The organism is uncultured Sphingomonas sp., from assembly GCF_937871615.1.
Lineage (GTDB): Bacteria > Pseudomonadota > Alphaproteobacteria > Sphingomonadales > Sphingomonadaceae > Sphingomonas.
Genome location: NZ_CALMPA010000045.1, coordinates 127816 through 144795 on the forward strand (window position 1 = coordinate 127816; position 16980 = coordinate 144795).

Sequence of the window (16980 nt, forward strand, 5' to 3'; positions counted from 1 at the left end):
CCCTTCGCGGCTATAGCGCGCATCATGGTCCACCCCTCCTATATCGCGCTTGGTATCGCGACGGTCTGCGCCGCCACCTCGGTGACGCTGGCGGCATCGCGCTCGGCAGCGCAACCGATCCTCGTCTCTCGTGAGGTGCCGCCGGTATCGCGCCCGGCGTCGAAGCCCGCGCCGATCAGCGATCCCGCCGCTTATACCGTAAAGCATATTCTGCCGATCAAAGGCCCGATGCGGATGGGCGATTTCCACTGGGACGAAAGCGCCGCGCCCAAGAGCGGACGGATCATCATCACCGTCGATCTCGCCGCGCAGGTCATCAGTATCTTCCGCGACGGCTATGAAATCGGCACGGCCGCCGTCCTCTATGGCGCGGACGCCAAACCCACCCCCACCGGCGTCTATCCGATCACGCAGAAGGATGCCGATCACGTATCGAACATCTATAACGCGCCGATGCCCTATATGCTGCGGCTGACCAACGACGGCATCTCGATCCACGCGAGCGAAGTGCGCGATGGTTATATGACGCACGGCTGCATCGGCGTGCCGGAGCCTTTCGCGAAGAAGCTGTTCAACGCGGTGAAGCTCGGCGACACGGTCATCGTCACCCATGGCGAGAAGCTGAGCGTCGGCCAGCCGGTGACGGCGGCCTGAGGCGGCGGATCGACGTTCCGTTCCGCTCCGGTCACCGTCAAAAAGCGATGGCGGCGGCTCCGGGGCGGCGGGGGTCGGCGGCGCCGAGGAACAGGCCGCGATCAATCATGATCGACTGGGCGCTGCCCATGGTTTCATCCGATATGACCGGATGCCCCATCCGCTCCAGAAGCGCGCGCGTATCGGGATTGAAATTGGGTTCGACGCGCAGATTGTCGTTCGCCGCCTGGAAGATGCGCGGCTGATGTGTCGCCTCGTCGATGTTGAGACCGAAATCGACGACATCCACCACGATCTGCAACACCGTGTCGATGATCGTGCTGCCGCCCGGCGAGCCGGTGACGACCCACGGCTTGCCATCCTTGAACAGCATCGTCGGCATCATCGTGGACAACATGCGCTTGCCGGGCGCCATTGCGTTGAGCGGAGCCGGAGCGCCATCACGCAGCGCCCGCGCGGCGCCGGCGTGATCGAAATTGTTCATCTGGTTGTTGAGCAATATCCCGGTGCCGGCGATCATCACGCCGGAACCGAAATCCGCGCCGAGCGTGTAAGTGGTGCTGACCGCATTCCCTTCAGCATCGGCGACCGAGAAGTGCGTGGTCGACGGGCTTTCGAACCGCCACGGATCGCCGACGCCCAGCATCTTCGCGGGCCGGGCGCGATCAGGATCAATGAGCTTCGCGCGTTCCCGGCCATAAGCTTTCGACACGAACCCGGCCACCGGCGCACGCGCGAAAGCCGGATCGCCAAGATAGCGATAGCGATCGGCGTAACCCAGCTTCATCGCCTCCGCCATCACATGAAGCGAGCGCGCGGAGCCGGCCCCTGCCGATTTCAGATCGAAATTTTCCAGAATATTTAGCATGTTGATAAGCGTGGCGCCCCCGGCGCTCGCGGGCGGGGTCGTCACCACCCTGATCCCGCGATACTCGCCCAGCAACGGCGCGCGCTCGATCGGGCGATAGGCGTTCAGGTCATCCAGCGTGATAAGCCCGCCATGCGCTTTCATATCGCTCGCGATGCGTTGCGCGACCTCACCCTTGTAGAAGCCATCCGCGCCGCGCGCCGCGATCTGGCGCAGCGTCCAGGCGAGATCGGGCAGCTTCATCGTCTCGCCCGCGCGATACAGGCTGCCATCGGCGCGGTAATATGCGGCACGGGCGGCGGCGCTGGTCGACAGGCGTTGCCTGCCCCAACTGAACACGAATGCTTCATCCGGGGTGAGCGTGATGCCCTGCTCGGCGAGCGCGATCGCCGGCTTCACCACGTCCGCCCAGGCGAGGCGGCCATATTTGCGCTGCGCGAGATACAGCCCCGCTACCGTTCCCGGCACCGACGGCGCAAGATATCCCCGGCTCGCAGCGGGCGCCTCCCGCCCCCGATCGTCGATGAACATCGAAAGCTTCGCGCCCTGTGGCGCGACCGAGCGGAAATCGACCACCACGTCCCTGCCGGTCTTCGCGTCATGGATCAGCATGAACCCGTCGCCGCCGATATTGCCCGCGCGCGGCAGCGTTACCGCGAGCGCGAAGGCGGTGGCGACCGCCGCATCCACCGCATTGCCACCGCCACGCAGGATCGCCGTGCCGACCTGCGAGGCAGGCGCGCTCTGCGAAACGACCATCCCGCGCTCTCCCACCACCGGGGAATGGATGCTGGGATATTCGAGCAACTGCTTCTGCTGCGCGCCCAACGGCGTGAGCGCGAGCGCGCCGGCGCCAATGGCCGCCAGGATGCGGGGCAAGGCTGGCATCATTCGACATTCCTTGAGGCAAACACGGTGAGGTCTATTTGCCGCTCGCTGCGCCCCACAACCGTGGCGACGGCCAGATCGGCGGTGACATTGGGAATGGTGCGGGTCATATCGAGCAGGCGATCGAACGGCAGGACGAAGCCGACGACCAGCGCGGTCTGCTCCGGCGTGATGCCGATCGTGGCGAGCACCGCCGCCAGCACGAACAACGAGCCGGAAGGCACCGGCCCCACGCCCATCGCGACCAGCGCGGTGCTGAGCGCGACGGTGACATGCGCGGCCAGGCCAAGCTCGATCCCGAAGGCCTGGGCAGAGAACATCGCCAGCGCGCCGACGTATAGCGCCGCGCCATCCATGCCGATCACCGCGCCGAGCGGCAGCACCGTGGAGGCAACCGGCTTGCCGATGCCGAGATTGTCCTCCGCCACGCGCATCGCCACCGGCAGCGCGGCGGAACTGGAGGCAGTGGAGAACCCCACCATCATCGCATCGGCGATCCCCCGGAAGAACGGCAGCGCCGGCAGCCGCGCCAGCAACCGCACCAGCCCGCCGTGAACCAGCACGGTCTGCACCAGCGAGCCACCGATCACGCACAGCCCCAGCTTCAGCACCGGCGCGAACACCGCCGCCCCGTTCGCCCCGACCACCACCGCGATCAGCGCGAACACGCCGAACGGCGCGACCTCCATCGCGAAGCCGACGATCCGCAGCATCACCTCCGACGCGCCGGACAGCATCTCGCTGAAGACGCGCGCGCGTGGCCCGGCGGCGATCACGCCCGCGCCGACCAACAGCGCGAAGAATATCACCGCCAGCGTATCGCCCTCGGCCATCGCCTGCACCGGATTTACCGGGATGATGCCGAGCAGCAGGGCGAGCGGCTCTTTCGGGGCGGCCACGGTCTTCGCTGCGACCGCCGCGAAGCTTACGCCCGCTCCGGGCTCCAGCAGCGCGCCGAACATCACGCCGACGCAAGCGGCGATCATCATCAGCAGCGCATAAAGGCCAAGCGTGCGCGCCCCCATCGCCCCGAGCTTTCGCGGATCGCCGAGCGCCGCGACGCCCGAGGCGATCGTGACGAAAACCAGCGGCACGACGAGCATCCGGATCAGCCGGACGAAGATATCGCCAATCCATTTGACCGCGACCGCCGACTCGCCCGCCCAGAAGCCGACGAGCGCGCCGAGCAGCATCGCCGCGAATATCCGCTTCCACAGCGGGATGGCGAACCAGCGCCCGGCAATGCCGCGCGGCATTTCGGCGGGAGTGCTTCCCTCCGTCACCGGCGGCAATCCTTCAGCGCGGTGGTATCCTTGCGGACGGCGCGCCCCGCCAGCACGCCGGTGGGATTGCCGTTCTCGATCGCAACGACGCCGTTGACGATCACCGCGCGGACCCCGGCGGCGAGGCGTTCGGGATGCTCGTAATCGGCGCGCGCGGCAAATTGCCTGCCATCGAACACCGCCACGTCGGCGAACGCACCGGGTTTCAACAGCCCGCGATCGGTGAGGCCGAACGCCTCGGCGGTCAGCCCGCTCGAACGGCGCACGAACTGCTCCGGCGACAGGCTATGCCCATCGCGGACGAAGCGCGTCCAGGCGAGGGCGAAGCTGCCGTATTTGCGCGGATGCCCCGCGCTGCCATCGGAACTGGTCATCACCCAGGGCTGGCGCGCGAACACGTCGATATCCCTGTCCGCCATGTTGAACGAGGCCACCGGCGCGGGATCGCCCGAAACGAGGATGCGGATCGCCGCATCGACCGGATCAATTCTCCAATCGGCGGCGATCGCGTCCAATCGCTTCCCGGCGTGCGCGCCGCCGGTCAGAAGCAACGCGCCCGCCCCGCCGCGCCGGCGCAGATTGTCGGCCATTTCGCGCTTCAGGCGCGGGGTCAGCGCCGGATCCGCCAGGCGCTTGCGCATCGCGGCGATCCCGCCGTCATGCGCCCAGCGCGGCACCAGCGCGGCGGAAAGGCGCGTGCCCGATGCGGACCACGGATATTGATCCGCCGTCACCGCTTGCCCCGCCGCGCGCGCGCGCTCCACCTGGGCGACGATTTCGCCCGCCTTTCCCTGCACGTCGACGCCGAGCGCCTTGATGTGCGCGATATGAACCGGCATCCCCGCCTCGCGGCCGATGCGCAATGCCTCGTCCACCGCAGCGCCGACCCCGATCGTCTCGGAGCCTTCGTCGCGCATATGGGTATCATAAACCCCGCCACGCGCCGCCGCCTCACGCGCGAGCGCGATCACCTCTCCGGTCTTGGCAAAGCTTTGCGGCGCATAATAAAGCCCGGTCGAAAACCCCACCGCGCCCTCGCACATCGCACCCGCGACCAGTGCCCGCATCCGTTCCGTTTCAGCCGGCGTCGGCGCGCGATCATCCCGCCCAACCACCTGCGAGCGCACCGCGCCAAAGCCGACGAAGCGCGCGATGTTCACCCCGGCCCCGGCTTCGCTCATCCGCGCGAACCGCGCCGATATCGCGGGATCGCCATCGCCGTCATTGCCGACCATGATCGTCGTTACGCCCTGCGCAAGCTGGTTGAGCGCGAGGCGCCGCGTGCGATCGGGAGAGGCGATATCGGCGTCCTCGTGGGTGTGCGGATCAATGAAACCGGGGGTGACCAGCATCCCCGTCGCGTCGATCACCCGCCGCGCGGTCCGCCGCAGCGCGCCGCCATCGCCGATGAAGACGATCCGGTCGCCGCGCACCCCGATGTCCGCGCGGCGTGCGGGCGCGCCCGTGCCGTCGATCACCGTGCCGCCCGCGATGAGGATATCAACCGGCGATGGCGCGGGTGCTCGCCCGGAGGCGGCATTCGTCGGGATCGCGACGGCGGCGATCGCGCACATCAATGTCCCGCGGCGCAAGAAGACGGCGCCGTATCCGATCCCGATCATCTATCCTCCCCCAATATCATTCGCGCGACACGTTCGGCGGAGCCCATCGCGAATGTCCAGCCCAACATGCCATGCCCGACGTTCAGGCTGATCCGCGATCGCGCCCGCCGTATGATCGGCAGCGACGATGGCGTCACCGGACGAAGGCCGGCCCAGCCGCCATGCGCCGCATCATAATTCGCGGCATCGGGCAAAACAGCGCGTGATGACCCGCGAAGCTGATCGAGCCTTCGCGCATCAATCGTCGTATCATGCACGCCAAGCTCCGCCAGCCCGGCGACGCGCAGCTTCGTCCCCAATCGGCAGAAGACGATCTTTCGCACGACATCGGTGATGCTCACCTTCGGCATCGCGGCGCCGGCGGGCGCGGTGAAGGAATATCCCTTCATCGGCAGGATCGGCGCGCTGATCCCGGTGCCGCGCAGCAGACGCATGGTATCAATGCCGGTGCACAACACGATCTCATCCGCCTCGATCCGCTCGCCCTCCGCACAGATCGCGACCGCCCGGTCAGCCGTGCCGTCGATCGCGGCAACATTCGTTTCAAGGCGGATGTCCACCGCGTAATCGCGTCGCAGCACAGCCAGCATCGCGTTGCAGAACAGATAGGGGTCTCCCACCTCCTCATCCGGCGTGTAGATCGCGCCGGCGAACGCCCCGCGCCGCGCCGCGAGCGCCGGCTCGATCGCAACCACCTCCGCGCGCGTCAGGCAGTGCTGGATCGCGCCGTGACCGCCCTTCAACTCGGCCATCGCCCGAGCAGCGGCAAGGGAGGCCGGATGCTCGTGGATATGCAACTTTCCCGGCGCGGCATGGTCGAACGCGATCGGATGGCGTTCGAGCAGCGAATGCAGCGCCCGGCGGGATTCCAGACCGAGCCGCAGGCCTTCGATCGTATTGCTCCTGAACCGCGTGGATGAAGCGTTGCGCAGAAAGCCAAGCAGCCATCCGAAAAACGCCGGATCGACCGAGGGACGCAAGCGGAATACGGGATCAAGACCGATCAACAGCGCGGGAATGCGCTTCAGCAACGCCGGATTGGCGAGCGCATCGGTATAGACATAGCTGAGCTGCGCGCCATTCGCGTAAGACGTGCCGCGCCCCGCCGTCTCCGCCCGGTCGATCAATATGACTTTCGCGCCGCGCCGCGCCAAAGCGTAAGCGGTGGCGACCCCGACGACCCCTGCGCCGATCACGATGATCGAACGTGCGCGCATTCGCGCTGGACCCGCCGACACGGCGCGATCCGCTTCTGTCAGGATCATATACCCCTCTACCGGCCCCTTATCGCCGGCATCCTACAAAAGGCCGTGGGCCGGGCAAGGCGGAGCAGCCAAGCAATTTGGACCGACTCCATAACCAAAGGCTATTGCGCCTCGGGCCGATGATCCTTCTTCGCGATTTCGCTGGAGACCGTGGCGACGAAACGCTCCGCAAGCGCCGATAGCGGGCGATCCTCAAGCCAGGCGACCTGAACGCCGAAGCGCAGCCTCGGCTCCAGCCCGTGGATATCAACGTCGCTCGATCGGATCGCGCTAGCGGTGAATTCGTCGACCAGCGCGACGCCGCAGCCAAAACGCGCCAGTGCCGCCGCGATATAATAGGTGCCGACGGACACGACCTCGCGCACCGAGATGCCGGCGCGATCGAACGCCGCCGCCGCGATATCGCCGACCGGGCCGCTTGCCGCGACGCCGACGAGATCGTGCCGTTCCAGCTCCGACAGCGGCACGCGCTCCCGCTCGCTATCGAAGGTGCCCTGCGGCGAAACCAGCAGCAATTCGGCGGTGGTGAGCCGGCGCGTCGCCATTCGCGGGTGCGCGGGCGGATCATATCCGATCGCAAGATCGCACTCGCGCTCATACAATGCCTGAATCATGTCATGATGATGCAGCGTCTGGATATCGAACGTCACCTCGGGATGAAGCGCGCGAAACGCCGATACAGCGCGCGGCGCCACCTCCAGCCCAAGTGACGGAACCACCCCCAGCCGAAGATGCCCGGCGCCGGAGCCGCGCAGATTGCGCGCGGTCTGCCGCAATGACGAGATGCGATGGAAAACCTCGTCGACTTCGCGAAACAGCGCGTGCGCCTCGTCGGTCGGCACTAGGCGGCCGCGCACCAACGTGAACAGCGTGATACCGAGTTGATCCTCGGTATGGCGTAGCACCTTGCTGACCGACGGCTGCGAGACGTTGAGCGCCCGCGCCGCCGCGCTGATCGAACCATTGGAATAGACGGCGTGGAAAATCTCGATCTGGCGAAGGCGCATCGCGCGATACTAGCCGGGCCAGCGCCAACGACAAGCAGGCCCGATCGGCCAGCGGTTGTCCGGGGTGCGCCCGAACAACCGCTGCGCGATCAGAACGTCTTGGCGATCTCGGTGTAGATCAGGCGCCCCGTCGCATTGTGCAGCGATCCAAGGAAGCCGTAGTTCGAGGAATAAAGCGGCGGATCCTTGTCGAACAGATTACGTGCGCCGACGCGGAAACGAAGCCCGCTCAACCGGCTTTCCTTCCCGAACTGATACTGGGCGTAGAGGTTCACTGTCGTCCAGCTTGGCACCTTGTAGAACTTGCCGTCGATCAGCGCCGGGCCGGTATCGAACACCGGGCCGACATAGCTCACCAGCAGCCCCGCGCTCATGCCGTTCAGGCGCCAGGTGACGTTCGCGGATCCGCGCCATTCGGGATTGCCGTTCTGCATGATCTGATCGCCAGCGGCGGTGATCGCGATATTCGGGCCGAGCTTCCCCGCCTGGTTCGCGGCGATCAGCTTGGCCTGCATGTCGGATGCTTCCTGATTGAGCTTCAGGAGCTTGGCCGCGGCCAGATCAATGTTGAACGTGCCCAGCGCGGTGCGACCGGAATTATAGCTGATCTCGAAATCCAGCCCCTTGATGAGGCGCGGCCCGAGATTGAAATAATCATCCTGCACATAGGATAGATCGCCCACGGCCTGCCCCGCCGCCGCGGGCAGGCGAACGACATTCGGATTGCTGCCCCCGCTCTGCCGCAACAGATAATCGTACAGGATCTGATTTTGCGCGCCCTGGATGCCGATCACGCCCTTTTCGTAGATCGACCAGTAATCCGCCGTCATCGTCAGGCCCGGCACGAACCGCGGCTGGAGCACGATCCCCGCCGAGAAATTCTCCGCGTTTTCCGGCTGGAGCCGCTGATTGCCCGATCGGATTTCCAGCGTGCTGACGCCGCTGCACGTCGTCCCGTTCAGGCGACAGAAGGCATAATCTGTGCGCGTGTTCGAAACCTGCGTGCCCGAGCTGTAGAATTGCGGCAGGTTCGGCGCGCGGAAGCTTTGCGACCAGGAACCGCGCAATTTGATACCCGGCACGACCGTCCAGCCGGCAGCCACCTTCGGCTTGAAGACATTGCCGAAATCCGAATAACGCTCGTCGCGCGCGGCAAGCTGGAAATCCAGCGACCGCATCAGCGGCACGTTCATTTCCTCCGAGACGACCGGCACCGCGAGTTCGACGAACGCGGAAGCGACAACGCGATGCGCCTTCACGTCGGGCGACGCGCTCGCCCCGAGAACGTCGGAATTATACGTCGTGCCCGTTACCATATCGGTATAGGTGTTGGTTCCATCGAGGCGCGGATCGCGATTGTCCTCATAGGTTTCACGCCGCACCTCAAGCCCGGCGGCGAAGCCCAGATCGCCCCCCGGCAGCGCCAGCAGTTGCGCGTTCGAAAGCTTGAAATCCCAGGTCGCCAGCGAGGTTTTGCTGATCCGGCGAACCTCGACCTGGAATGAGCGGATCGTTGCCGGATCGTTCGGCGTCGCATCGCCGAGCGAATAGTTCGGCTGGCTGCCGCCGTTGAACGGATTGTAGGCATCGGGCGTGGCGCGCGCCAGCGCCTGCTGGAACAGCGTGTTGCTGATGGCATTGTGCGTATTGTCGTCGGTGCGCGCGAAGGCGTAGCTCACCGCCGAATCCCAGCGGAACGCGCCCCAGGAGCCACGCAGCCCCATCAACCCGCGTACCATATCATCGGTCACGGTATAGGTGCGCGGCCCGGCATCCACCGGGCGATAATTCGTCAGGCGCAGCGCAAGGCCGCCGGCGGGCACCCCGGTCAGGCCCGGAAGGCGATTGGGATTGGCGGCGCCATTGATCGTCAGCGCGCCGAACGGGTTCCAGTAATTGCTCGCCGGGATGCTGATCGGCGCGCTCGATACCGGCGCGGACTGTTCGCGCTGCCCATCCAGAACCGCATGATAATATGCCAGTTCGGTGAACAGCTCCGCCTCGCCGATGTCCTGTCGGAAGGTCGTGAAAAGGTTATAGCGATTGAGCTGGCCGCGGATCGTGCGATCCGGGTTCTCGTCATAGCGCAGCGGGCGGTCCGCCGCGCCGGTAATGCCGCCGCTGCGCAGGCAGAGATTGTTGTTATAGGTGGTGCTGGAACAGCCGGCGCCGGTGTTCGAGACCGGCTCGACATGGAACACCCCCGATGAGGTGAGCGCGGTGCCGTTCTGGCGCACCACGGTGGACGACGGGATCACCGTGAAGGAGCCCCATGGCGACGAGGTGGAGCGATTGTCGAACGCGGTATCCCCTTCATACGGGGTGCCCACCAGCATCCCGCGGTGATCCTCGCTCGCCGATATCGCGCGATCGCGGGCGAACAGCGGCGCGCGATCGGTGTAGCTGCCGAAAATCATGAAACGACCGCCGCCCTTGGTGCGGGTGCCCGCCTTGAGCGCGATGGTCTTTTCGTCGGTATCGTCGGCAAAGCCATAGCGGGCATCGAGCCGAACCCCGTCGAACTTGTCGTCGAGCACCACGTTGACCACGCCGGCGACCGCATCCGAGCCATAAATCGCGCCCGCGCCATCGCGCAGCACCTCCAGCCGGCGGATCGCGCCGACCGGGAAGGAATTGATGTTCACCGTCTGGACCGGAACGAAATTCTCGGTCTGCGTCCCCGGCGTCGGCACCATGCGGCGGCCGTTCAAGAGGACGAGCGTGTTGCCGGTGCCCACGCTGCGCAAATTGATTGAGGCGTTATCGCCGCGCGCGTCGTTCAGGTTGCCGGTGGTGCGGGCCTCCTGGAAGTTCACGTCGCCGGCCTGCGGGATCGAACGGAACAGATCATCCCCGGAAATCGCGCCGGTCGCCGCGATCCGGTCTTCACCTAGAACGGTGACGGGCAGCGCCTCGCTTTGCCGCGCGCCTTCGATCTGGCTGCCGACGACCACGATATCCGGCCCGGCGCTTTCCGGGCTTCCGGCATCGGCCTGGGTTGCTTGCTGAACAGGCATCGCCGCGCTCGCGGCGGCGGCAAAAATGGACACGCTGGCAAATAGCGCCACGCGCGCCGACGCAGAAAAAGTCATGGCAATCCCCCCGGTTGCGATTTTGCTGCCCGAGGTTAGCCGCGTGGCGATACGCAAGCCAAGACACAGCAGCGATATCAAGACATCGCCGATCCATAGCCTATCGTTATGGGTCACCCCACCTCTCCAGCCTTTCCGACGCCCGGACAAGCCATAGCCTGATGCTATGACGCCAAACCATTTCGCGAGCTTGCCCGCCGCGAACGCCGGGCCGACAATGGGCCTTCCGCCATGGAGATGAATGTGACGAAGCCGAACGCGCGACCACCCCTTGCCCCATTCCGTGAAACCGCCGCCGGGTTGATCTTCGTTTCCGGGCAACTTCCCCGCGGCGCCGATGGCGGCATCGTCCCCGGCGGAATCGAGGCGCAGGCCCGTCGGGCACTGGAGAATCTGTCGGGCGTGCTCGATAGCGCGGGCGCATCATTGAGCGACGTGGTCAAGACGACCGTGTGGATCACCGATCCGGCGGCGATGGCGCAATTCAATGCGATTTACGAAACCTTTTTCAGCGCGCCCTATCCGGCGCGCTCGACCGTCGTTTCGGGGCTGGTCGCGCCGGATGCGCTGCTGGAGATCGAAGCGGTGGCGGTGCGCGCCTAGGGCCGATCGGCGGGCGGATCGGTCAACTGACCGGCGCCTGCCGCCGGTAGCTCAGCGCCTCCGCGACATGCAGCCGGCTGACCGTTTGCGCGCCCGCGAGATCGGCGATGGTCCGCGCGACGCGCAGCACACGGGTATAGCCGCGCGCGGAAAGCCGCAACGTCGCCGCCGCTTGCGCCAGCAGCGCGCGGCCAGCGTCGTCGGGCGTCGCCACCTGCTCCAGCACCGCGCCGTCGGCCTCGGCATTGGTGCGCGCGCCCGTGTCGCGATAGCGCCCGGTCTGCACCGACCGCGCCGCCGCGACCCGCGCGGCCACTTCGACGGAGCCTTCGGCGGGCGGCGGCATCACCAGATCGGCGGCGGACAGCGCCTGCACCTCTACATGCAGGTCGATACGATCGAGCAGCGGCCCCGAAACCTTCGCCTGATAATCCGCCGCGCATTTCGGCGCGCGCGCGCAGGCGAGGCTGGCGTCACCGAGATGCCCGCAGCGACACGGGTTCATCGCCGCGATAAGCTGCACCCGCGCGGGGAAGGTGACGTGCGCATTGGCACGCGCCACGCTCACCACGCCGGATTCGAGCGGCTGGCGCAGCGAATCGAGCACCGCGCGCTGGAATTCCGGCAATTCATCGAGAAACAATACGCCGAGATGCGCGAGGCTCACCTCCCCCGGCTTCACGCGCAGCCCGCCGCCGGTGAGCGCCGCCATCGAGGCGCTGTGATGCGGGCTGCGGAACGGGCGTGCGCGGGTCAACTGCCCGCCGGAAAGCGTGCCCGCGACCGACTGCACCATGCTCACCTCCAGCGCCTCCGCCGCGTCGAGCGGGGGGAGGATGCCGGGCAGGCACGCCGCCATCAGCGACTTGCCCGCGCCCGGCGGCCCGACGAACAGCAGATTGTGCCCGCCCGCCGCCGCTATCTCCAGCGCGCGCCTGGCGACTTCCTGCCCCTTCACCTGCCTGAGATCGGGGCCGGCCCGCGACTCGTCCACGTCACCGGGCGTGGGTACGGCGAGCAGTTGATGCCCTTTCAGATGATTGATGAGCGAGATCAGATCGGGCGCGGCGACCACCTCGATCGAGCCGCTCCACGCCGCTTCCGGCCCCTGCGCAGCGGGGCAGATCAGCCCCTTCCCCGCCTCCGCCGCATGAAGTGCCGCGAGCAGCACGCCGGGCGATGGCGCCAGCCGCCCGTCGAGCGTCAGTTCGCCGACGATGACGTAATCGGCCAGCGCCTCGGCATCGACCACGCCCATCGCGGCCAGCAGCCCGAGCGCGATCGGCAGATCGAAATGCGATCCTTCCTTCGGCAGATCGGCCGGCGACAGATTCACCGCGATCCGCTTCGGCGGCAGCGCCAGCCCCATCGCGGCGATCGCGCCCCTCACCCGCTCGCGGCTTTCCCCCACCGCCTTGTCCGCCAGCCCGACGAGATTGAAGGCGGGAAGGCCCGGAATGAGCTGCACCTGCACTTCAACCCCGCGCGCCTCCAGCCCGAGATATGCGACGGTCGCGACGATTGCTGCCATTTTCCCCCCGGTCGATCCGAACGGCGCCATCGCTGTTTTCGCGAATACCCGCCCGGACAGCGAGCATTCATAACGGTTTCGCCACGAACGAAAACCACCCTTCGCCCGTCTTGCGCTCACCACGGACCTGCCCCAAATGCCCGCCATGTCGCAGCGCCATCCCGTGTCCCGCATCATCCAGCTCACGCTTGGCGTGCTGCTGCTGATCGGCGCGGCTGTGATGGGACCGCTGCCTGGGCCGGGCGGCGTATTCCTGTTCGCGGGGGGCATGATTCTCATCCTGCGCAATTCGCGCTGGGCGCAGGTGCGCTGGGCGCGGCTGAAGCGGCGCTGGCCGCGCACCGGGCATCTCGTCGATCGTACGATGCGGCGGCAGAGCGCCTTGCGCCGCCACGCGCGCAATCGCGCGGATCAGCGGACGCGATCGCGTTGACTTGCGCGCCCCATCGGCCTATGCGGCGCCCTGTTCGGGCCGTCCTGTTGCGACGGCCTTTGATTTTTTAGATTCGGGAATGAACGATGAAGCGGACCTTTCAACCGAGCAATCTGGTGCGAGCACGCCGTCACGGCTTCCGTTCGCGGATGGCGACGGTGGGCGGTCGTGCGGTGATCCGGGCGCGCCGCGCGCGCGGCCGCAAGAAGCTGTCGGCCTGAACCCGCGGCCGCTTTCGCGGCTGACCAGGCGACCGGAATTTCTTGCCGCCAACGCCGGGCGTCGCGTGCCGATGCCCGGCTTTGTCTTGCTTGTGCGCCCGCGCGGCGACGGCGACGAGACGATCCGCGTGGGCTTCACCGTTACCAAGAAAATCGGCAATGCCGTGGTGCGCAACCGCATGAAGCGCCGGCTGCGTGCGCTCGCGCGTGAACTGATGCCGTCGGACGGCATCGGCGGCGCGGATCATGTGCTGATCGGGCGGCAATCGGGCATCGAGCGCCCCTATTCCCTGCTACGCGACGAACTCGCCAAGGCGCTGGCCAAGGCGCGGCGGCGGTGATCGCGAAGGCGCTCATGCTGCTCGTTCGCGCGTGGCAGATCGGGCCATCGGCGGTATTGCCGCCCACCTGCCGCTATCAGCCATCGTGTTCCGCCTATGCAATCGAGGCACTTCGCCGCTATGGGGCTGTGCGCGGAAGCTGGCTCGCGGCCAAACGCATCGCGCGCTGCCATCCGTGGGGCGGCCACGGCTATGACCCCGTGCCGTAACCAGAATCGCCAGAGACAGGATCTGACGTGAGCCAAGAAAACAAGAATTTCGTGCTGTTCGCGGTGATCGCCGCGCTGATCCTGTTCGGCTGGCCGGTGATCCAGAACCGTTTTTTCCCCGCCGCCAATCCGCCGGTGACGAAGATCGAGGGCGGCAAGACCGAGATCGTCGAAGGCAAGGCCGCCGCGACCGCCGAGGCCCCCGGCGCGATCCGCGATCGCCGGGTGGTGCTGGCCGAATCGCCGCGCGTGAAGATCGAGACGCCCACCATGCAGGGCTCGATCAACCTGAAGGGCGCGCGGATCGACGATCTGGTACTCACCAATTACAAGGAGACGATCGCGAAGAATTCGCCGCCGATCCGCCTCCTCTCCCCCGCCGGCACCGCCGACGCCAATTTCGCCGCCTTCGGCTGGCGCGACGACGGCCTTGCGCCGCCCGCCGCCGATACGGTGTGGACGGCATCCTCCACCATCCTCGCGCCGGGCAAGCCGGTCACGCTGAGCGCGGCCAATGCCAATGGCCAGCGTTTCCAGATCGAGCTTTCGGTCGACAAGGACTATATGTTCTCGGTTCGCCAGACGGTCGCCAACGGCGGGCGCAACGCCGTGCCTGTCGCGACCTATGGCCTCGTCAATCGCGTCGGCGTGTCGAAAGACCCGGCGAGCTGGACGATCCATACCGGCCCGATGTCCGTCGCGAATGGCGCCGCCAACTACGCTCCTGATTTCAAGGACGTGGACAAGGAGCCGCAGAAATTCACCTCGACCGGCGGCTGGCTCGGCTTCACCGACAAATACTGGCTGACCGCGCTGCTCCCCGATCAGGCGCGCACCTTCGACGGCCAGTTCCGCGCGGGCGCCAACCACAGCTATCAGGCCGATTATACCGCCGCCCCGCAAGTGTTGCCGCCGGGCCGCGAACTGACGCAGACCTCGCGTTTCTTCGCGGGCGCGAAGGAAGTGAAGCTGCTCGATCGCTATACCGACAAGGAAGGTGCCACCAAGCTCGATTACGCGATCGACTGGGGCTGGTTCCGCGTGATCGAAAAGCCGATCTTCTATTATCTCGACTGGCTGTTCCGCATGGTCGGCAATTTCGGCGTGGCGATCATCCTGCTGACCTTCACGATCCGCGCGCTCGTCTTCCCGATCGCGCAGCGGCAATATGCCTCGATGGCGCATATGCGCGCGGTGCAGCCGAAGATGAAGGCGATCCAGGAACGCTTCAAGGACGACAAGCAGCGCCAGCAGCAGGAGATCATGGCGCTGTACAAGGCGGAAAAGGTCAATCCGCTGGCCGGCTGCCTGCCCACGCTGCTCCAAATTCCGATCTTCTACGCGCTGTACAAGGTGCTGATGCTGACGATCGAAATGCGGCACCAGCCGTTCGTCGCGTGGATCAAGGATCTGTCCGCGCCCGATCCGCTCACCCCGGTCAACCTGTTCGGGCTGCTCCCCTTCACCCCGCCGCATTTCCTGGCGATCGGCGTGATTCCGATCATCCTGGGCATCAGCATGTACTTCCAGTTCAAGCTGAACCCGACGCCGATGGACGATACGCAAAAGCAGGTTTTCGCGCTGATGCCATGGGTGCTGATGTTCGTGATGGCGCCGTTCGCGGTGGGCCTGCAGGTCTACTGGATCACCACCAACATCATCACGATCGTCCAGCAGCGCGTGCTCTATGCCCGCCACCCGGCGTTGCTTGAGGCCACATCGAAGTGACGTTCGACGAAGATCAGATCGAGGCCGCGCGGAAGATTTTCGCCGGCCCGATCGAGTTCCTGAAATCGGCGCCCGCGCTCAATTTCCTGCCCGATGCGATCGTGCCGGAGGTGGCGTTCGCCGGGCGATCGAACGTGGGCAAATCATCGCTCATCAATGCGCTCACCGGGCGCAAGGCGCTGGCCCGCACCTCTGTCACGCCGGGGCGCACGCAGGAACTCAACTTCTTCGATATCGGATCGCCGCTCGCCTTCCGTCTGGTGGACATGCCCGGCTATGGCTTCGCCAAGGCGCCGAAGGACATGGTGAAGAAGTGGCGCTTCCTCGTGAACGATTATCTGCGCGGGCGGCAGCAGTTGAAGCGCGCACTGGTGCTGATCGACAGCCGCCACGGCATCAAGGAAGTCGATCGCGAAATCCTTGAGATGCTCGATCGCGCGGCGGTGAGCTACCGCCTCGTTCTCACCAAGGCGGACAAGGTGAAGGCGACGGACCTCGCCGCCGTCGCCGAACGCACCGCGGAGGAAGCACGCAAGCGCCCCGCCGCGCATCCCGACATCATCACCACCTCGTCCGAAGGCGGGATGGGCATCCCCGAACTGCGCGCCGCGGTGATCGAGGCGATCAGCTAAGCCCGCCCCCGCAAACGGTCGCGCGATAACGGAGACGCATGGTGCATCAGGCGGCCTCGCCAACATTGCAATTGCGGCTGACGGCCGCGCAGGTTCGCGCCTTCCTCGAAGAAGCATTCCCGCCGCCCGCCCGCCCGAATCTGGGCGAGATCGAGGCGCTGCGACTCAATCACCTGCGCATCCGGCTCGATCCGGACGCGTCGATGAAGCGCCCCGGCAACATCGTCTCCGGGCCAACGCTGATGACGCTGGTGGACCTTGCGGCATATGCGATCATCGCCGCCCATCACGGGCCGGAAGCGATGGCGGTGACGAACGCGCTGTCGATCTCGTTTCTGCGCGCCTGCCGGTTCGAGCCGATCCACGCCGATGCCGTGATCCTGAAGCTCGGGCGGCGGCTGGCGACGGTGGATGTTCGCATCTGGCAGGGTGATGAGGATCGCGTGATCGCGCAATCGACCGTGGGATATGCGCTGCCCTGAGCGCGGCGGGATCGAATCGCGTGGGATTGCCGATCAATCGCATGTCCCGCGCGGAACCCTTTCGGCGCGCGAAAAATGCGCTATCGCGGGCGAACAGTCTCAACCAACGCGAGCGACCTGC

Annotated in this window: 16 protein-coding genes; 9 read left to right on the forward strand and 7 right to left on the reverse strand. The window is 66.2% G+C overall.

Annotated elements, in window-relative coordinates:
• Positions 1–24: 24 nt before the first annotated feature.
• Positions 25–654 (forward strand): L,D-transpeptidase family protein, encoded by a 630-nt coding sequence (locus Q0316_RS12135; protein ID WP_298672764.1) that lies wholly within the window; start codon positions 25–27, stop codon positions 652–654.
• Positions 655–691: 37 nt separating this feature from the next.
• On the opposite strand, the gene ggt is transcribed toward Q0316_RS12135, so the two are convergent.
• The 6 genes from ggt to Q0316_RS12165 all read right to left on the reverse strand — a co-directional run bounded on the left by ggt (position 692) and on the right by Q0316_RS12165 (position 10604).
• Complete coding sequence (gene ggt, locus Q0316_RS12140) at positions 692–2413, reverse strand: gamma-glutamyltransferase (RefSeq protein ID WP_298672766.1); 1722 nt, start codon at positions 2411–2413, stop codon at positions 692–694.
• Positions 2410–3666, reverse strand: a complete 1257-nt coding sequence (locus tag Q0316_RS12145; RefSeq protein WP_298672769.1) for a dicarboxylate/amino acid:cation symporter — start codon at positions 3664–3666, stop codon at positions 2410–2412. The genes ggt and Q0316_RS12145 overlap by 4 nt, the downstream gene beginning before the upstream one ends.
• 23 nt (positions 3667–3689) lie before the next feature.
• Positions 3690–5315, reverse strand: a complete 1626-nt coding sequence (locus tag Q0316_RS12150) for an amidohydrolase family protein (RefSeq protein ID WP_298672771.1) — start codon at positions 5313–5315, stop codon at positions 3690–3692.
• Positions 5312–6580 carry an FAD-dependent oxidoreductase gene (locus Q0316_RS12155; RefSeq protein ID WP_298672774.1) on the reverse strand — a complete coding sequence of 423 codons (1269 nt, stop codon included), beginning with the start codon at positions 6578–6580 and terminating at the stop codon, positions 5312–5314. Before Q0316_RS12155 ends, Q0316_RS12150 begins: the two co-directional genes overlap by 4 nt.
• 101 nt (positions 6581–6681) lie before the next feature.
• Complete coding sequence (locus tag Q0316_RS12160) at positions 6682–7587, reverse strand: LysR family transcriptional regulator (RefSeq protein ID WP_298672777.1); 906 nt, start codon at positions 7585–7587, stop codon at positions 6682–6684.
• An 89-nt stretch (positions 7588–7676) separates the two neighbouring features.
• Entirely contained in the window at positions 7677–10604 is a 2928-nt protein-coding gene (locus Q0316_RS12165) for a TonB-dependent receptor (protein ID WP_298672780.1), read from the reverse strand.
• Between the two features lie 318 nt (positions 10605–10922).
• Here Q0316_RS12165 and Q0316_RS12170 point away from each other — a divergent pair, with 318 nt between their 5' ends.
• The gene (locus Q0316_RS12170) at positions 10923–11282 is read left to right on the forward strand and encodes a RidA family protein (RefSeq protein WP_298672783.1); all 360 of its coding nucleotides are present in this window, start codon (positions 10923–10925) and stop codon (positions 11280–11282) included.
• Positions 11283–11304: 22 nt separating this feature from the next.
• Here Q0316_RS12170 and Q0316_RS12175 read toward each other — a convergent pair whose 3' ends face one another.
• Positions 11305–12813, reverse strand: a complete 1509-nt coding sequence (locus tag Q0316_RS12175) for a YifB family Mg chelatase-like AAA ATPase (RefSeq protein ID WP_298672785.1) — start codon at positions 12811–12813, stop codon at positions 11305–11307.
• A 145-nt stretch (positions 12814–12958) separates the two neighbouring features.
• Here Q0316_RS12175 and Q0316_RS12180 point away from each other — a divergent pair, with 145 nt between their 5' ends.
• From Q0316_RS12180 to Q0316_RS12210, 7 genes are all read left to right on the forward strand, one after another.
• Positions 12959–13246 carry a hypothetical protein gene (locus Q0316_RS12180; protein ID WP_298672787.1) on the forward strand — a complete coding sequence of 96 codons (288 nt, stop codon included), beginning with the start codon at positions 12959–12961 and terminating at the stop codon, positions 13244–13246.
• Between the two features lie 86 nt (positions 13247–13332).
• Positions 13333–13467 (forward strand): 50S ribosomal protein L34, encoded by a 135-nt coding sequence (gene rpmH, locus Q0316_RS12185; protein WP_017978410.1) that lies wholly within the window; start codon positions 13333–13335, stop codon positions 13465–13467.
• Positions 13468–13487: 20 nt separating this feature from the next.
• On the forward strand, positions 13488–13808 hold the full coding sequence (gene rnpA / locus Q0316_RS12190) for a ribonuclease P protein component (RefSeq protein ID WP_298673081.1): 321 nt from the start codon (positions 13488–13490) through the stop codon (positions 13806–13808).
• Positions 13805–14017, forward strand: a complete 213-nt coding sequence (yidD, locus tag Q0316_RS12195) for a membrane protein insertion efficiency factor YidD (protein WP_298672790.1) — start codon at positions 13805–13807, stop codon at positions 14015–14017. The genes rnpA and yidD overlap by 4 nt, the downstream gene beginning before the upstream one ends.
• A gap of 27 nt (positions 14018–14044) precedes the next feature.
• Positions 14045–15745, forward strand: coding sequence for a membrane protein insertase YidC (gene yidC / locus Q0316_RS12200; RefSeq protein WP_298672792.1), 1701 nt, complete (start codon positions 14045–14047; stop codon positions 15743–15745).
• On the forward strand, positions 15742–16377 hold the full coding sequence (gene yihA / locus Q0316_RS12205) for a ribosome biogenesis GTP-binding protein YihA/YsxC (RefSeq protein WP_298672794.1): 636 nt from the start codon (positions 15742–15744) through the stop codon (positions 16375–16377). The genes yidC and yihA overlap by 4 nt, the downstream gene beginning before the upstream one ends.
• 38 nt (positions 16378–16415) lie before the next feature.
• On the forward strand, positions 16416–16859 hold the full coding sequence (locus Q0316_RS12210; RefSeq protein ID WP_298672796.1) for a PaaI family thioesterase: 444 nt from the start codon (positions 16416–16418) through the stop codon (positions 16857–16859).
• Positions 16860–16980 lie beyond the last annotated feature (121 nt).

Excerpts from the sequence above, each read along its gene's own strand:
- Q0316_RS12135 (WP_298672764.1), top strand. The coding sequence starts at position 25 with ATGGTCCACCCCTCCTATATCGCGCTTGGTATCGCGACGGTCTGCGCC.
- ggt (WP_298672766.1), bottom strand. The coding sequence starts at position 2,413 with ATGATGCCAGCCTTGCCCCGCATCCTGGCGGCCATTGGCGCCGGCGCG.
- Q0316_RS12145 (WP_298672769.1), bottom strand. The coding sequence starts at position 3,666 with ATGCCGCGCGGCATTGCCGGGCGCTGGTTCGCCATCCCGCTGTGGAAG.
- Q0316_RS12150 (WP_298672771.1), bottom strand. The coding sequence starts at position 5,315 with ATGATCGGGATCGGATACGGCGCCGTCTTCTTGCGCCGCGGGACATTG.
- Q0316_RS12155 (WP_298672774.1), bottom strand. The coding sequence starts at position 6,580 with ATGATCCTGACAGAAGCGGATCGCGCCGTGTCGGCGGGTCCAGCGCGA.
- Q0316_RS12160 (WP_298672777.1), bottom strand. The coding sequence starts at position 7,587 with ATGCGCCTTCGCCAGATCGAGATTTTCCACGCCGTCTATTCCAATGGT.
- Q0316_RS12165 (WP_298672780.1), bottom strand. The coding sequence starts at position 10,604 with ATGCCTGTTCAGCAAGCAACCCAGGCCGATGCCGGAAGCCCGGAAAGC.
- Q0316_RS12175 (WP_298672785.1), bottom strand. The coding sequence starts at position 12,813 with ATGGCAGCAATCGTCGCGACCGTCGCATATCTCGGGCTGGAGGCGCGC.
- Q0316_RS12180 (WP_298672787.1), top strand. The coding sequence starts at position 12,959 with ATGTCGCAGCGCCATCCCGTGTCCCGCATCATCCAGCTCACGCTTGGC.
- rpmH (WP_017978410.1), top strand. The coding sequence starts at position 13,333 with ATGAAGCGGACCTTTCAACCGAGCAATCTGGTGCGAGCACGCCGTCAC.
- Q0316_RS12210 (WP_298672796.1), top strand. The coding sequence starts at position 16,416 with ATGGTGCATCAGGCGGCCTCGCCAACATTGCAATTGCGGCTGACGGCC.